Source organism: Cyanobium gracile UHCC 0139 (assembly GCF_034931325.1).
Lineage (GTDB): Bacteria > Cyanobacteriota > Cyanobacteriia > PCC-6307 > Cyanobiaceae > Cyanobium > Cyanobium gracile_B.
In genome coordinates this window covers 22762-38131 of sequence record NZ_JAYGHX010000006.1, presented here as the reverse complement: position 1 = coordinate 38131, position 15370 = coordinate 22762, and the positions used below count along the sequence as shown (strand labels likewise).

General features: G+C 67.7%; 10 protein-coding genes and 1 tRNA gene. 5 read left to right on the top strand and 6 right to left on the bottom strand.

The window, feature by feature from the left end:
• Window positions 1–28 precede the first annotated feature (28 nt).
• Both VB738_RS10535 and VB738_RS10530 read left to right on the top strand, forming a co-directional pair.
• The gene (locus VB738_RS10535; RefSeq protein WP_323305714.1) at window positions 29–658 is read left to right on the top strand and encodes a class I SAM-dependent methyltransferase; all 630 of its coding nucleotides are present in this window, start codon (window positions 29–31) and stop codon (window positions 656–658) included.
• Between the two features lie 29 nt (window positions 659–687).
• Window positions 688–1776 carry a DMT family transporter gene (locus VB738_RS10530; RefSeq protein WP_323305713.1) on the top strand — a complete coding sequence of 363 codons (1089 nt, stop codon included), beginning with the start codon at window positions 688–690 and terminating at the stop codon, window positions 1774–1776.
• Between the two features lie 193 nt (window positions 1777–1969).
• On the opposite strand, the gene VB738_RS10525 is transcribed toward VB738_RS10530, so the two are convergent.
• Window positions 1970–2539: a recombinase family protein gene (locus VB738_RS10525; RefSeq protein WP_323305712.1), complete on the bottom strand. Its 570-nt coding sequence runs from the start codon at window positions 2537–2539 to the stop codon at window positions 1970–1972.
• A 270-nt stretch (window positions 2540–2809) separates the two neighbouring features.
• Here VB738_RS10525 and VB738_RS10520 point away from each other — a divergent pair, with 270 nt between their 5' ends.
• A complete protein-coding gene (locus VB738_RS10520) occupies window positions 2810–3157 on the top strand; it encodes a hypothetical protein (RefSeq protein WP_323305711.1) in 348 nt (115 codons plus the stop codon).
• Between the two features lie 588 nt (window positions 3158–3745).
• Complete coding sequence (locus tag VB738_RS10515; protein WP_323305710.1) at window positions 3746–6418, top strand: DUF3854 domain-containing protein; 2673 nt, start codon at window positions 3746–3748, stop codon at window positions 6416–6418.
• A gap of 268 nt (window positions 6419–6686) precedes the next feature.
• On the opposite strand, the gene VB738_RS10510 is transcribed toward VB738_RS10515, so the two are convergent.
• The 4 genes from VB738_RS10510 to VB738_RS10495 all read right to left on the bottom strand — a co-directional run bounded on the left by VB738_RS10510 (window position 6687) and on the right by VB738_RS10495 (window position 9644).
• Window positions 6687–7556, bottom strand: coding sequence for a hypothetical protein (locus tag VB738_RS10510; protein ID WP_323305709.1), 870 nt, complete (start codon window positions 7554–7556; stop codon window positions 6687–6689).
• Window positions 7557–7672: 116 nt separating this feature from the next.
• Complete coding sequence (locus VB738_RS10505; RefSeq protein WP_323305708.1) at window positions 7673–8248, bottom strand: hypothetical protein; 576 nt, start codon at window positions 8246–8248, stop codon at window positions 7673–7675.
• Between the two features lie 5 nt (window positions 8249–8253).
• Window positions 8254–9333, bottom strand: coding sequence for a hypothetical protein (locus tag VB738_RS10500; protein ID WP_323305707.1), 1080 nt, complete (start codon window positions 9331–9333; stop codon window positions 8254–8256).
• A gap of 237 nt (window positions 9334–9570) precedes the next feature.
• Window positions 9571–9644: transfer RNA gene (locus tag VB738_RS10495), tRNA-Pro, on the bottom strand.
• A gap of 91 nt (window positions 9645–9735) precedes the next feature.
• Here VB738_RS10495 and lipA point away from each other — a divergent pair.
• Complete coding sequence (lipA, locus tag VB738_RS10490; RefSeq protein ID WP_323305706.1) at window positions 9736–10632, top strand: lipoyl synthase; 897 nt, start codon at window positions 9736–9738, stop codon at window positions 10630–10632.
• 40 nt (window positions 10633–10672) lie between these two features.
• Here the strand turns inward: lipA and gltB are convergent, their stop codons facing one another.
• A complete protein-coding gene (gltB, locus tag VB738_RS10485; protein ID WP_323305705.1) occupies window positions 10673–15277 on the bottom strand; it encodes a glutamate synthase large subunit in 4605 nt (1534 codons plus the stop codon).
• Between the last annotated feature and the right edge of the window lie 93 nt (window positions 15278–15370).

Here is a 15370-nt window from a genome sequence, read left to right as displayed (position 1 = left end):
TTGACAGCAGCAGCCTCTGCGTGGGCCCATGACGAGCAAAAACCACTGGGAGTCGATCTACGCCACCAAGGCCCCTGAGTCGTTGAGCTGGTACGAAGCCCATGCCGATGCCTCACTCCGGCTGCTTCAGGCAGTCGGCCTACCACTGGATGCGGCGATCATCGATGTGGGCGGGGGTGCCTCCACGCTTGTGGATGAGCTCCTGAACCTTGGCTATCAACGGATCACGGTTCTGGACCTTTCCAGCGCTGCACTGGCCTTGACCAGAGAGCGGCTTGGCGCACGCGCTGCTGCGGTGCAGTGGCTGGAGGCCGAAATCCTCACGGCCACCCTGCCCGAGCATGCCTATGACGTCTGGCATGACCGGGCGGTGTTTCATTTCCTCACCAACCCCGCCGATCAGCAGGCCTATGTCAGGGCCGTGCTGCAGGCTCTCAAGCCTGGTGGCACTCTGCTGCTGGCAACCTTTGCCGACGATGGCCCCACCACTTGCAGTGGCTTGCCTGTGGTGCGTTACAGCCCTGGGAGGCTCCAGGAAACTTTGGGGACAGCATTCCGTTTGCTCGATCATGGGTGGTTGCGCCATCGCACACCAGGCGGCGCGGAGCAACACTTTCTGTCCTGTCGGTTCCAACTGACTTACCCATCGTTTGCATAGGAGCCTGTCCGGTTGCTGTGGTGATCCTGATGACCTCCCAGACGCGAGAACAGCGCCGCGGCTGGTTGGCGGGCCTCCTTGCTGCCGCCCTGTTCGGCTCCAGCGCTCCGCTGATCGGCAGCTTGAGCCACGGGACTTCCCCCGTCCTGGTGGCGGGTCTGCTGTACGCCGGTGCGGCATTGGTGCTGCTGCCCCTGGCCGTGGCCGAGGCCCCGACCAGCCGCCACGCTCCGATCCAGCGGCAGGATCTCCCCCTGTTGGGGCTGATCACCCTGCTGGGCGGCATCGCCGGACCGATCGCCCTGGTCAAGGGCCTGGCGCTGCTCAGCCCGGGGGCCTCGGCGCTGCTGCTCAACCTGGAGGCGGTGTTCACGGTGCTGATTGCCGTGGGGGTGGGTAAGGAGCACCTCGGTCGTGACGGCTGGGCGGCGGCCGCCCTGACGCTCACCGGAGCCCTGGTGCTCTCGGCGGGTCCGCTGGGCGGCAGCCAATGGCAGGGCGTGCTGTGGATCGCCCTGGCCTGCCTGTGCTGGGGCATCGACAACAACCTCTCCCAGCGCCTCAGCCTGCGCAACCCCCTGCAGATCTCCGCCGCCAAGGCCCTCGGGGCGGCCCTGCCGATGCTGGCCGTGGCCCAGCTGCAGGGGCACCCGGTTCCGTTCGTCTGGATGAGTGCCGCCCTGCTCGGCATCGGCAGCCTCGGCTATGGCGTGTCGATCTGGCTCGACATGGTGGCCCTGGCCTCCCTTGGCGCCGCCAGGGAAGCCGTGGTCTTCTCCACCGCTCCCTTCCTTGGTGCCCTGGTGGCAGTGGCCCTGCTGGGTTCACCGCTCAGTCCATCGCTGCTGTTGGCGGCGGCCGCCATGGCGCTCAGCACAGGCTTGCTGCTGCGATCCAGCCATGGCCACTGGCACCGCCATGCCGAACTTGATCACCAGCACCGTCACTTCCACGCCCCTGTCGACGGCGATGCGCATCACCTTCATCCCCACCAACCGGAGGATCTCGCGGATCTCGAGCCTGGCCAGCCCTTCTGGCACAGCCATCGCCACCGCCATGACCCGCTGGCCCACGAGCACCCCCACGTCAGCGACGTGCACCACCGCCATCAGCACTGAGCCGTCCGCTCTGCCTACGCCTCAGAACCGGATCAATGGCCAGCACCCCGCTAGTGATCTCCAGTCGCTGGTCGGTGCGCTCCCAGCGGGTCGGACGGAAGCTCAACACCTGACGGCCCGGCTGATCAACCACGCAGCGATCAGGTCGACGCCAGTCGGGGGAGTATGACGATTGCCACCTGGATTCGGGGCATTAAACCTCCTGCAGGATCCGCCGCACCGTGGTGGCGGAGAGGCCCACCATGGCCGCCACCTTGCGGTGGGGCAGCCCCTGGGCGGCCAGCTCCTTCACGTGCGCTGCCTGGGCTGGCTTGTAGGAGTGCTTGCGGCCGAACTTCACCCCAGCCGCCAGGGCTCGCAACCGGCCTTCCTCGGTCCGCTCCAGGAGCAGCTCCCGCTCGATCTCGGCTGCGGCCGCCAGGATGCCCACCACGAGCTTGGCCATCTTCCCGAGCCCCAGGGTGTCCACCCGGCCGTCGAGGGTGCGCACGTGACATGCCCGATCCAGCAGCTCAGCGACTCGGGAGACGCAATCTTCCATGGAACGGCCGATCCGATCGAGCTTCGGCACCACCAGCACGTCTCCAGGCCCGAGGGCGGCAAGGGCCGCCTGGAGCTGCACCCGATCCGAGAACGGCGCGGCACCACTGATGTGTTCGGAGTAGATCCGCTCGCTCGGCACGCCAGCAGCCGCGAGGGCATCGAGCTGGGCCGCCGTGTCCTGCTGGACGGTGGAGCAACGGGCGTATCCGATCAGGGCCATGGGGGCGGCTAGAGCTGCTCACATTCTGGTGCAGAGTTTCGGCGCATTCAGAGCCGAGTCTTATCGGTTCACATTCTGTTGCGCCGAATGTCTTGAGTTGTGGCGCACCGCTGCAGATGTCGGGCCCGTCGCCCAGGTGGTCGAGGTCGTGGAGGGCGTGGCCCAGCTCGGCGATGGGAGACTGGTGGCCGGACAGCCGGAGGCGCTGTGACGATCAGGGCCTCGGCAGACGTCGACAAACAGATCAAGGCCAGACGAACCAGGGCGGTGATGGCCCGGTTCCGGCGGCTGGCGTGGCGAAGCAAGATGGCCGGCGACGATCTCGGCCCATGGCTGGTCCGGCAGGCCAGGGACGACGGTCGCTGGGCGCGGGGGGTGGCCTATCGGCACCCGGCCATCCTGCAGAGGATCTGGACGGACGCGGCGGTCGGCGGCGCCCTCGGCGAGGCCTACGGCCAGCTCACGCCGGAAGAGCAGGGCATGGACGACCTGGACTTCGCGGAGCGGTGCGTCGAGCGCAGCCAGGACCGCTACAAGGCGGAGGTCGAGGCGGGCAGCGGCGGTGCGGGTGATCCTCGGCAGGCCCTGAGGCGCAGGCCTAGGCACAGGGTTCAGTGAGAGCCCCTTATCGCTTGCGGTGCCGGAATGTCACTTCACTCCCCCCATCGGTCAGACACTTACCCCCCACTTGACGCGGCTAAAGCCAGCAGTTCAGACCAGCCCGGTGCTGCTCAGCTCTCGGGCGATGGCGGCGATCTGATCCAACTCTGGTGGCGGCGCTGGGCCTGGTGGCAGGGCCCAGGTCGACGGCATCGGGGGAAGGGCAGATTGATCGGTGGGCGGTGAAGCTCGATGGGCTCAAGCTATCTGCGTTCCTCACACACCCACTGCGGGGAACTTTGGGGATGTAGTGGTGTTGGCGGCTGTGGCGAAGGGTGCTGATCTTGTCGACTCAGACCTCAAGGCCATCTCAGGGAACAGGAGGGGAAGGCAGGATGGGAGCCGAACACGATGGGTAGGGTGACTCCAACGCTGTCAACCCCCATGAATGGTGCCTCGGGATGCTTGAACTCCAGTCCTGGTGTGTCGGCCCTGGGTCGTAGTGGCGTCTTCCAATACCCGACTGCGTCCGATCAGACGAGACCAGACACTGCCCAGCTTGCAGGGATCTCCCCCGAGATCCTCGCGGCGAACACCTCCTTGGGCATGGCACCCGAGCAGGTCACCCGTATCGAGGAGAAGGTACGCGCAATGCGCGAGGAGACTCGCCCCGGCCAATCGGTCAGGCTCCGGCATATTGCCCTGGTCGAGGAGCATTCAGCCTCACTCCGTGCGGGTGGCTTGGCTTTCTACGGGGTTGGCTCGAAGAACGGTCAGGTCCTGGATCGAGCCGTGTTCTCCACGATGAGGCTGGAGAAGCCGATCCTCGACAAGAGCGGCAAGGAGCTTCGCTATCTCTCTGACGGGCTGACCGATACGGACCCGACCTACCTGCCTCTGGTCCCCCTGGAGTGGGCGCGCAAAATTCTCCCCGCTGGCACCGAGATAGACCCTCTCACCTACACCCCAGCTTTGTTCTGGCGTCTTGTGATCGAGGACCCAGAGATTCCGATCTTCATCGAGGAGGGAGCCAAGAAGGCGCTGGCGGCGATCAGTGCTGGGCAGGTCGCTATCGCCCTCGGAGGGATCACCTGTGGGTTCCAGAGGCGGAGTTCACGCTTGCGCTCAATGATCCGGCGCCTGTGCTGTCCCGATCGGAAGATCACGATCCGCTTCGATGCTGGAAAGGGCGAGGCTGAGCGGATCCACGCCGAACGCCTGGCGCGGGCGATCAATCGCGACACGAAGGCCACAGCAAGGGTCTGCCTCTGGGATGGGTCACTCGGGAAGGGGACCGACGATGTCGCCGACACGATCCAGGACCTCTACAGGGAACTCTCCGACCTGGATGACTCCGCCATCGCGGCTCTCCCTGACGATCTCCTTCAGCGTTGTCTCGCGCGTCTGCGCAGCGCTCCTCAGCCGCCAATACTGCTCGCTCAGCTCAGCGAGGCAAACAGCTTCGAGCCGAAGCCTCTGGATGCCCCGGTTCGGCTTACCCGCTCACCAGACCAGATCATCAGTGGCTGCTTCACCGGAGAAGCCGTGATCGAGGGGTTGCTCAAGACCCGCCTCGTGGCCCTCGCCGGCGCTACCGGGACCTCCAAGACGGAGGCCGTGGTCCAGGTGGTGGAGGCCTTGAGGAGGCAGGGTTGTGGCGTGGGAATGATCGCTCCCACCCATCGTGCAAGCCTGGCGGGGAAGTACGGGCCGGAGTTCGGGATCGTCCGCGTTCGGGGGTCCTCTGTGATCAGTACCTGGCCAGTTGTGGGGCCTGGAGTCACCTGTTGCTGCGAGTCAGCAACTTCTCCAGCGGCACTCCCGCGCATGCTCAAGGAACTCAAGAATGGAGACCTTCCCTTCGCCATTCTGCAACTGGACGAAGTCGATCAGTTCCTGCCCTACCTACTCTGCGGCGGCACTGAATCGCTCTTCGCATCCCGAGGTAGGGCACTCGACCACCTTCTCGAGCTGATGGCCCACCAGAAGGTCATGACCATTGCGGCTGATGCAGCGATCAGCGACATCACCCTGGACCTGCTGGAAGCGATCGCAGGCCGACGGTGTCATCTGATCAGCACGACCCATCAGTGGCCCAAGGATGTCGAGCTGATGGGGCACGGCGAAGCACTGGCCCTCGCTTACAACGAGATCGAGCGGGATCAGCCGGTCTGGATCGCACTTGCCTCGCTTAAGGAGGCAGCGCTGGTCGGGGAGGAGATCCGCCGCCGCAGGCCGGAGGCCCGTGTGTTGATGGTGACCGGGGAGACGAGCGGCGATCCTTCCATCACAGCCTTCATGAGGGACCCCGACGGCCAGGCTGAGTCGCTAGACGTGGTGCTCCACACCCAGGCCTTGACTTCAGGGGTCTCGCTCATTGGTGAGCGCTTCCAGTTGGTGGTGGTGCTACAGGACCATGCCATCGGACCGGCGGAGGCAGTGCAGATGCTCAACCGTTGCCGGAAAGCTCCTCGTCGGGTCCTGTCTCTGCGCCGAGCTGTACCTAACGCCGCTCAGACTCACAGGATCACCGCAGCGCGCGGGGTCGGAGCCCACTATGCCGAGCTGATGGAGCGGGCTGGAAAGGAGCGCTTCGTTGGCGATCTGCAGGCTTTGCCGCCCGCCGTCATGGGGGCACTGACCGCCTACGAAGCTCGTCAGTCGGCCGAGGCCTTTGCCTCAGAATCAGTCCTCCGGCGGATGCTGCTGGCCGAGGGCTACCGCATCGTCGAATCGGCCTCCAGCGCGTCAGCGGGGCCCCGGAAAGCGGCGAGTACCGATGGCCACAAGCCTTCCACCCTTGAAGAAGAGACGGGCCCTGGAGGCTTCTGGCCGGAGTATCAGATCCTCACTGGGGCCATGGCGTTGGAGGCCCACGAGGATCAGGTGGACACCGAACTGGAGGATGGGCTTCCCACTGACCGGATCAACGCGTCACTGGTCGAGAAGATCGGCCTGGCTCGCATGTTGCACCTGGACGGCCTACTGATGGCTCCCAGCTACACCGCCTCTTCACCGGAGGTGATGGCTGTATGGGAAGCGCTGAGCACCCTGGAGAAGGAGGACCGAGCCCGTCTGCTCAGGGCCAGGTTCTTCTCCAAGGGGGCCCAGATCCCCGGATGTGATCGCAAAGGGGTTCTGCCTCCGGTGGCGATGGCCACCATCGGGGGCTTGCTTCGCAAGGTCGGAGCCAAGCAGACGTCGCTAAGCCGTTGCGGACCTCGCGGGGCGAGGGTGAAGTGCTTCAAGGCGGAACCGAACCTGAACGCGAGCCGGTGATCGATCGGTGGTGTCCACTTTTTGCCCTCGCTCTATAGGAAGCGAGCGCGCTGTGGGAAAAAACCGGACACGGATCAAAGGGGTACCCGGCTGATAGATCGCGCACGGCATCGCGGCGGTAGCCAGTAACTTCGGGCTTCCTATCAGGAATCGGGAATTGCTGGATACCGGCTCCTACTCCCCCAGGACGGCGACGGCGTAGAGGGGGAAGCAGCAGAAAGCCCCCAGCCGGGAGGCCAGGGGCGACGGGGTCGACCGGTGCTGACGGTCAGGGGCGGGTCAGCCTGGCGCGGGCCAGCATCGCGGCAACGGTGGCGGCGGCGTTGGCGCGGTTGATCTCGCGGGCGAGACGGTCGACGTCGTAGGCGGCCTCCTCGGCTCTCATCCGGTCGCTGCGGCTGGCAGCCTTGGCGGCCTCGGCTTCGGCACGTCGGGCCAGGGCCTGGGCATCGAGGGGCGGCAGCTCCAGCAGCACCTCCCACGAATCGGGGTGGCCGGGCTCCACAGGGTCATGGGTCAGGGCGGAGTAGTGGCGCAGGGCCTCCAGCGCCTCCAGGCCGGGCACCGGCAGGGCCTCGCCTTGGACAACCACCAGCGGCCAGCCGATCTCAGGGTTTGGGCGTTCGGGGAAGGTGAAGGCGGTCCAAGCGGTGAGGGCTATGACGTCGTGGGCGGTGGCAGGTCGCGGACTCAGGGTGGCCGGGATCGCTCGGGGGTCGATCGCATCGTCGGGAAGGGCTGGAAAGGTGCAGGGCTCCAGGGCGTCGAAGGCCTCACGCATGGCACCCGCAACCGTGGCCACGTCCTCCTTGTCCACATCAAACGCATCGGGCCAGGACTCATCGCGGATGACCTCAAGCAGGTCCTCCGGGTAGTTCAGGGGCTCCAGCTCCAGGGACTCAGCCAAGGTGCCCAGCAATACGGCCGCGGCGGCCGGAGTCAAGTCGGGCACGCTGGCGGCCAGCACCTCAGCGGTTTCGGCGCACCCCAGATAGTCGAAGGCGTTACGGGCGGCAACCTCGGAGCAGGCGGCGACGATGGCCCGTAGGGCGGCGCTCGGGAGTTCCAGGGATTCCGGAAGGTGGGGCATGTCGTCGGGCGGGATCAGGTCGGCCCAGGGTGAACGGGTGGTGGTCATGGCGTCAAAGGAGGGAAGTGGTGGGTGATTGGGTCAGAGCAGCGCGGCAACCTCCTCCTCGATCAGCACAGTTCGCAACCGCTCGGTAGCCAGTCGCGAAAAGCAGATCCGCAGCATCAACTGTGGACATCGAGAGGCGCCGCAGTGGTGCTCGGCCGAGTCCCGAGTTCTTTCAAATACGCGAGGCTCTCATCGCTCGCAGCGGTGCTCGGTGGGAGCCCTCCTAGACCAGCCTGGTAAGAGGCGAGCTGTTCAGCCTGAGACACCCTCATGTCAGGGGGTATCTGCCCGTCATAGGTCTTGGTCACCACCACGGCAGAGCCAAAGGGTGTCCCTCCAGACCTCCCACGGCGCTCGACACCGACACCGAGATCGGACACCACCCTCTCCGCCCAGCCAGACCGGCCTGGATCCCTACTGGCCGTCAGCCCTAGCACCTGCTCCTGGAGGTCACTAACTCGCTCGACCAAGGCCTCAATCGCGCGGCGAGCTTCACGATCGACAGCCGCGCCGGATGCTGGCTGAGGCTTCACGACGTCGAACTGAAGAGGGTCAGGGCCGCCTGCCTGGAGCCAGCTCTCAATCAAGGCCACCAACACGCCCTGCATGGATCGCTGATGCCGGCCAGCAGCCTCCTGAATCCCAGCGTGCGCCTCGGGCGAAACCTTGAGAAGGATGCTTTTGACCGCCATGGCTATCAGACCGCTTGAACAACACTAGCAAACCGCTGGATACCTGCAAGTGCCTGACGTCGCTCGCCATGGCGCAGGTAGACCTCGGCGGCCATCCGCTCGCTGTGCGCCTGGGCCAGCGCAGCGGTCTTGCGGTCCAGGCCATCGGCTTGGGCTCGGATCGTCCACAGGTGCCGCAGATCCGTCCACGTCGGCAGGCAGGTGAACCCTGCCGCGGCCAGATCCTTGTGGACCAGCTTGAGCAGCCGCGAGGAATGGCGGGTGTTCCGCTCCGCCACTTCCTCGCTAGGAGACCGGTCCGTTGGGTCGATTCCAGGAACGCGCAACAGGGAGTGGTCCAGATCGGCGAGCCACCGACGGGGATGCACGGCGGCGACGAACTCCTTCTTGACCTTCGGCGAAAACCCCTGCAGCTCCATGGGTCGCTCCAGTCGCTCCCAGGTCTCCCAGTCGAAGAAGGGGACTTCGCTGGGACGGCAACCCGTGGCGGCGACCACCCGGCAGAACGCCTGAGCGACGGGGTCGCTGATCAGACCGAAGATCTCCTCGACATCGCTGTCGGTGGCCGCCTCCGTGAACGCGCGCTTGACCTTGGGGGTCTGGGCACGTCGATGCTTCGGCACGACCCAGGCCTGGCCGTTCAGCTCGATCGCCCACTGGCCGACGAAGAGCCGATCCGAGTAGTTGGCCGTATCCCGGCTCACGCCATCCCCCGCCCAGGCCAGGACGTTGGGGCTGTCGAGGGCCAGGCCTCTTAGGTCCAGCCACTCAAAGAGGGCCTGGCTATGGCGAAGCAGCTTTCGCTTGCGGGCGAACCCGCAGGAGCGACCACGGACGTGATCGACGAGAACCCGTCGTTGCCGGTCCAGGAGGGCATGGCAGGGCTGGAAGGCAGGACGACGCCGCTGGCGGGTGTCGCCGCCATCAAGCCAGGTGCGGACCAGCCCCAGGCCTGCGGCCAGGGCCAGTTGCCGCTCGATGGTGCTCAAGGGTCCTGGGCCCTTGCGGATCGGCACGCCGTCGACCCCGTGGATGGTGCGCGTGGTGTGCGTTCGGCGCCGGCTCCAGTCGCCGGCCAGCAGCAACTTGTGGCCCTGGCGGGCATTGCTCCACTCGAAGCGGAAGTGGCAAGGGGAGATGGACTGGCGCAACTCATGCGTGAGCCAGCCCAGCTCGCTGGAAGGGGTCGAGGCCATGTCGGGATTGGCACCTGAGCTAGGCACCTGAGCTATAGGATGAGTATAGCGACCCGCTATAGCCGTCCCGACTGACTTTGTGCCATGCGCACTAGCGGTTTGCTAGCGGTGCAGGCAGGTGTTGAATCGGGATGACAGGATTCGAACCTGCGGCCCCTTCGTCCCGAACGAAGTGCGCTACCAAGCTGCGCCACATCCCGATGGCCAGACTTTAGGGGATGGCCCGCGGCGGCCGGCCGCCCTGATCGCCGAGACCGTCCTCCCTACAGTCCGCACAGCCCAGCGATGCCCGTGACCGTCAGCGACCCCCGGCCCGCCCCCGTCAAGCCGCCCTGGTTGCGGGTCAAGGCGCCGCAGCGGGAGCGGATCGGAGCGGTGGCGGATCTGCTGGTCGACCTCAAGCTCAACACCGTCTGCCAGGAGGCCAGCTGCCCGAACATCGGCGAGTGCTTCGCCGGCGGTACCGCCACCTTCCTGATCATGGGGCCGGGCTGCACCCGGGCCTGCCCCTACTGCGACATCGATTTCGACCGCAGTGTGCGGGCGCTGGACCCCACCGAACCCGAGCGCCTCGGGGAAGCCGTGCGGCGTCTCGGGCTGAGCCATGTGGTGATCACCTCGGTCAACCGGGACGACCTGGCCGACGGCGGCGCCAGCCAGTTCGTGGCCTGCATCGAGGCGGTGCGACGCACATCCCCCCTCACCACGATCGAGATCCTGTTGCCCGATCTCTGCGGCGCCTGGGAAGCCCTGGCGGCGGTGATGGGGGCGGCGCCGGCGGTGCTCAACCACAACATCGAGACCGTGCCCCGGCTCTACCGGCAGGTGCGGCCCCAGGGGGTCTACGAACGTTCGCTGGACCTGCTGCGCCGGGTCCGGGAAGGCTGGCCGCGCACTTACACGAAATCGGGGCTGATGGTCGGCCTGGGGGAAAGCGACGACGAGGTCCGCGCCGTGTTGGCCGATCTGCGTGCCCACGCGGTGGACATCGTCACCATCGGCCAGTACCTCTCCCCTGGCCCGAAACATCTGCCGGTGCAGCGCTTCGTCTGCCCGGAGGTGTTCGAAAGCTTCCGCCGCCATGGGGAAGCCGACCTGGGCTTCCTCCAGGTGGTGAGCAGTCCGCTCACCCGCAGCAGCTACCACGCCGGAGAGGTGCGCCGCCTGATGCGAGAGCACCCCCGCTGAACACACCCACCGGGTCAGCGCTCCAGTGGCCCGGTTCCGATCAGGCTGCCACCGCTTCCCGTTCCGCCAGACCCACCGTGGCCTTCTCGCTGGGGGGGACCAGCACCCGGAAGCGAGCCTTCCAGGTGGGCCAGTCCGCCAGGATCGCCGCCGCCCTGGCGCTGCCGGTGGCCTGCAGATGGGCCTCCAGCAGGGGCAGCAGCAGGCCCTCCTGCTCGGGGGTGGTGAGGGGCACCAGCGCCACCGACTCGGGATTGAGGCGGGCCGCCAGACCTCCGGTCTCGTCGAGCAGGAAGGCCACGCCGCCGGTCATGCCGGCGGCCACGTTGCGGCCGGTGCTGCCCAGCACCACCACCACGCCGCCGGTCATGTACTCGCAGCAGTGGTCACCGACGCCCTCCACCACGGTGCGGGCGCCGCTGTTGCGCACGGCGAAGCGCTCGCCGGCCCGGCCGAGGGCGAACAGCTCCCCGCCCGTGGCGCCGTAGAGGCAGGTGTTGCCGAGGATCACCTGGGCGCCGGGGTCACGGACCGCGGCGGGGGGCACCACGGTGATCCGACCGCCGTTGATGCCCTTGCCCACATAGTCGTTGGCCTCGCCCACCAGGCGCAGGTCCATGCCCTGGAGCACGAAGGCACCGAAGCTCTGGCCGGCGGCACCGTGGAAGGTGAGGGCCAGGCCCCCCTGGAAGCCGGTGTTGCCGTGCAGGGCGGCGATCTCGCCGGCCAGACGAGCCCCCACGCTGCGGTCGGTGTTGACGATCGGCAGCTGGCGCACCACCTGGCCGTGGGTTTCGATCGCGGCGCGCACCTCCGCGTCGGCAAGCAGCCCGTCCTCAAGGACAGGGCCGTTGCCGTGGGCCTCATCGTCGTGCCGGAGCCAGCCGCGGTCGGCGGCGGCGGGGATCGGATCCAGCAGGCAGGAGAGATCCAGGGCGCTGGTCTTGGTGAGGGCAATGGGGCGGGGCGCCAGCAGATCGGTGCGGCCGATCAGGTCCTCGAGCCGGGCCACCCCCAGCACGCTCAGCAGCTGGCGCACCTCCTCGGCCACGAAGACGAAGAAGTTGACGACATGCTCGGGCAGGCCGGTGAAGCGCTTGCGCAGGGCCTCCTTCTGGGTGGCGACGCCCACCGGGCAATTGTTGGTATGGCAGACCCGGGCCATGATGCAGCCCTCGGCGATCATGGCCACCGAGCCGAAGCCGAATTCCTCGGCCCCCAGCAGGGCGGCGATCAGCACGTCCCAGCCGCTCTTGAGGCCGCCGTCGGCCCGCAGCAGCACCCGGTCCCGCAGGCCGTTTTCCAGCAGGCTGCGGTGCACCTCGGTGAGCCCCAACTCCCAGGGGCTGCCGGCGTGCTTGATCGAACTCAGCGGCGAGGCGCCGGTGCCGCCGTCGTGGCCGGAGATCTGGATCACGTCGGCGTTGGCCTTGGCCACGCCGGCGGCGATGGTGCCGATGCCGATCTCAGCCACCAGCTTCACCGAGACCCGGGCGGCGGGATTCACCTGGTGCAGGTCGTGAATCAGCTGGGCCAGATCTTCGATCGAATAGATGTCGTGGTGGGGCGGCGGTGAGATCAGTGGCACGCCCGCCTTGCTGTTGCGCAGCCAGGCGATGTAAGCGTCCACCTTGGGGCCGGGCAGCTGGCCGCCCTCGCCGGGCTTGGCGCCCTGGGCCACCTTGATCTCCAGCTGGCGGCCGCTGCGCAGGTAGGCCGGGGTGACGCCGAAGCGGCCCGAGGCGATCTGCTTGATGGCGGAGCAGGCGCTGTCGCCGTTGCGGAGCCCGCGCAGGGTGGGAAGGGTGGGCGAATGGCCCTCGCCGTCGACGTCGTCGAGGGGGTGGTAGCGGGCCGGGTCCTCACCGCCCTCACCGCAGTTGCTCTTGCCGCCGATGCGGTTCATCGCCACCGCCAGCACCTCGTGGGCCTCCCGGGAGAGGGCCCCCAGGCTCATGCCGCCGGTGCAGAAGCGGCTGCAGATGCTCTCCACGCTCTCCACCTGCTCGATCGGCAGGGGCGCCGGGGCCGGACGCAGCTCCAGCAGGTCGCGCAGGGCCGTGACCGGGCGGTTCTCGAGCAGGGTGCGGTAGGTGGTGAAGTGGTCGTAGCCGGGGCCCGCCGCCACCGCGGCGTGGAGGGCCTTGGACATCTCCGGGTTGTTGAGGTGGAACTCCCCACCGGTGCGGTATTGCACGAAGCCCATGAACTCCAGCTTGGTGCGGTTCAGTTCCGGGTAGGCCTTGGCATGGAACGCCAGGGTCTCGCTGGCCAGATCCTGGAGGCTGAGGCCGGCCACCCGGCTGGTGGTGCCGGTGAAGGCCAGATCGATCAGGTCGGCGCCGATGCCGATGGCCTCGAAGATCTGGGCACCGTGGTAGCTGGCCAGCAGGGAGATGCCGATCTTGGAGAGGATCTTGCGCAACCCCTCCTCCAGGGCCTTGCGCACGTTGGCCTGGGCCGTGTCGGCGTCGAGGCGGGGGAGCTTGCCCCGCTCGATCATCGACTGGGTGCGGGGGTGGGACAACCAGTGGCGGGTCGTCTCCCAGGTGAGCCACGGGCAGACCGCGCTGGCGCCGTAGCCGATCAGGCAGGCCAGGTGGTGGGTGCTCCAGCACTGGGCGGTGTCGACCACGAGGGAGCACTGCAGGCGCAGGCCGAGACGCAGGAGGTGATGGTGCACGGCGCCCACCCCCAGCAGGGGGGGAATCGCCGAGGTGCCGGCGCTGATGCCGCCGCCTGTGCGGTCGGAGAGCACCAGGATCTGGCTGCCGCTGCGCACGGCCGCCTCCGCCTCGAAGCAGAGCCGATGCAGCGCCTGCTCAAGCCCGTCTGGACCGCTGGCCACCGGCAGGAGCGTGGAGAGGGTGGTGAGGCCGAGGCCGTGGGAGCCGAGATCCTGCAGTTCGGCCTCGTTCAGCACCGGGGTGGTGAGGTGCAGCACGGCGGCGCCGGAGGCATCGGGCCGCAGCGCCGAACCGCGCCGGCCCAGGTGCATCTCCAGGCTCATGACCAGCTTCTCGCGCAGCGGGTCGATCGGGGGGTTGGTGACCTGGGCGAAGCGCTGCTTGAAGTAGTCGTAAAGGAGGTGGGGCTTCGAGGAGAGCACCGCCAGGGGGATGTCGTCCCCCATGCAATAGGTGGGCTCCTTGCCCTGGCCGGCCATGTCCTCGATCACCAGATCAAGGTCCTCGGCGGTGAAACCGAAGGCGGTCTGCTGCTGGAGGAGCTCCAGCTCACCCAGGGTGCGCTCCTGTTCCCACCCGCCGGGGGAGAGGCTGCGGCGATGGTCGAGCAGCCAGCCGGCATAGGGCAGCCGCGCCGCGGTTTCTTCCTTGACGTCCCAGTTGCGCAGCAGCCGGTGCTGCTCCAGGTCGACGGCCAGCATCTGGCCCGGGCCGAGGCGCCCCTTCTCGATGATCCGGGATTCCTCCAGCTCCACCACGCCCGTTTCCGAGCCCATCACCACGTAGCCGTCGCTGGTGATGCAGTAGCGGGCCGGCCGCAGGCCGTTGCGGTCGAGGGTGGCCCCCACCATGCGGCCATCGCTGAAGACCAGCAGGGCGGGACCATCCCAGGGCTCCTGAAGGCAGGCGCTGTACTCGTAGAAGGCCTTGATCGCCGGCCGCTCATCGAGTTCGGGCTGGTCGCGGAAGGCCTCCGGCACCAGGGTGAGCAGGCTGTCCGTGATCGGCCGGCCGCTGCGCACCATCAGCTCGAGGGTGGCGTCGAGGTTGGCCGAATCACTGAAGGCGGCGTTGACCAGGGGCCGCAGGTCGCGGGCGGCATCGCCCCAGACGGCTTCGAGGTGGGATTCGGCGGCCCTGGCCCAGTTGATGTTGCCCAGCAGGGTGTTGATCTCGCCGTTGTGGCCGAGCAGGCGCATCGGCTGGGCCAGGGGCCAGCGGGGCAGGGTGTTGGTGCTGAAGCGGCGGTGGTACACCGCGAAGGCGACGCTGAAGCGGTCGTCGCGGAGGTCGGTGTAGAAGGCGTCGAGCACCTCCGAGCGCACCATGCCCTTGTAGACGACGGTGCGGGCGCTGATCGAAGCAAAGTAGAGATCGGTGGTGTCGGCCCCCCACACCTCCCGCACCCGGTCGACGGCACGGCGCCGCAGGCGGAACAGCAGGGACTCGAGGGCGTCGACGTCGGCCATCACGCCGGGCACCGCATCGGGGGCGGCCAGCAGCCACTGCTCGATGGCCGGGGCGTTCTCCCGCGCCAGCGGACCGAGCACTTCGGGAACCACCGGGACCTGCCGCCAGCCCAGGCTCAGGAGCCCGAGGCGCTCGGCCTCCTCATCGCAGATTCGCCTGGCCTGGTCGCGGCGGGCGGGATCCGCCGGCAGAAACAGCATCCCCAGCCCCCGCACGACAGCCGTGGAGGCGGCCGCCGCCGGCCAGACGGCCTCCAGGTAGCCCCAGGGGATCGCGGTCAGCAAGCCGGCCCCGTCGCCGGAGTCGCCGTCACCGCCGCAGCCGCCCCGGTGCTCCATGCAGCGGAGGCCCCGCAAGGCCTGTTGGAGCACCCAGTGACTGGGAACGCCGTCGAGGTGAGCGAGGAAACCCACCCCGCAGGCATCCGTCTCGCCAGGGCCTGGAGTGGAGCTGTCGCGGTGGGGCCAGACGGGGACGGAGGAGGACATAGGCCGGGTTGGGGCTGCTGAAACGGGGCTGGAACGGGCTTGGAGGGAACAAGCCTAAGGACGCCGGCAGGCTGGGACTGCCGAGGAGCTGCC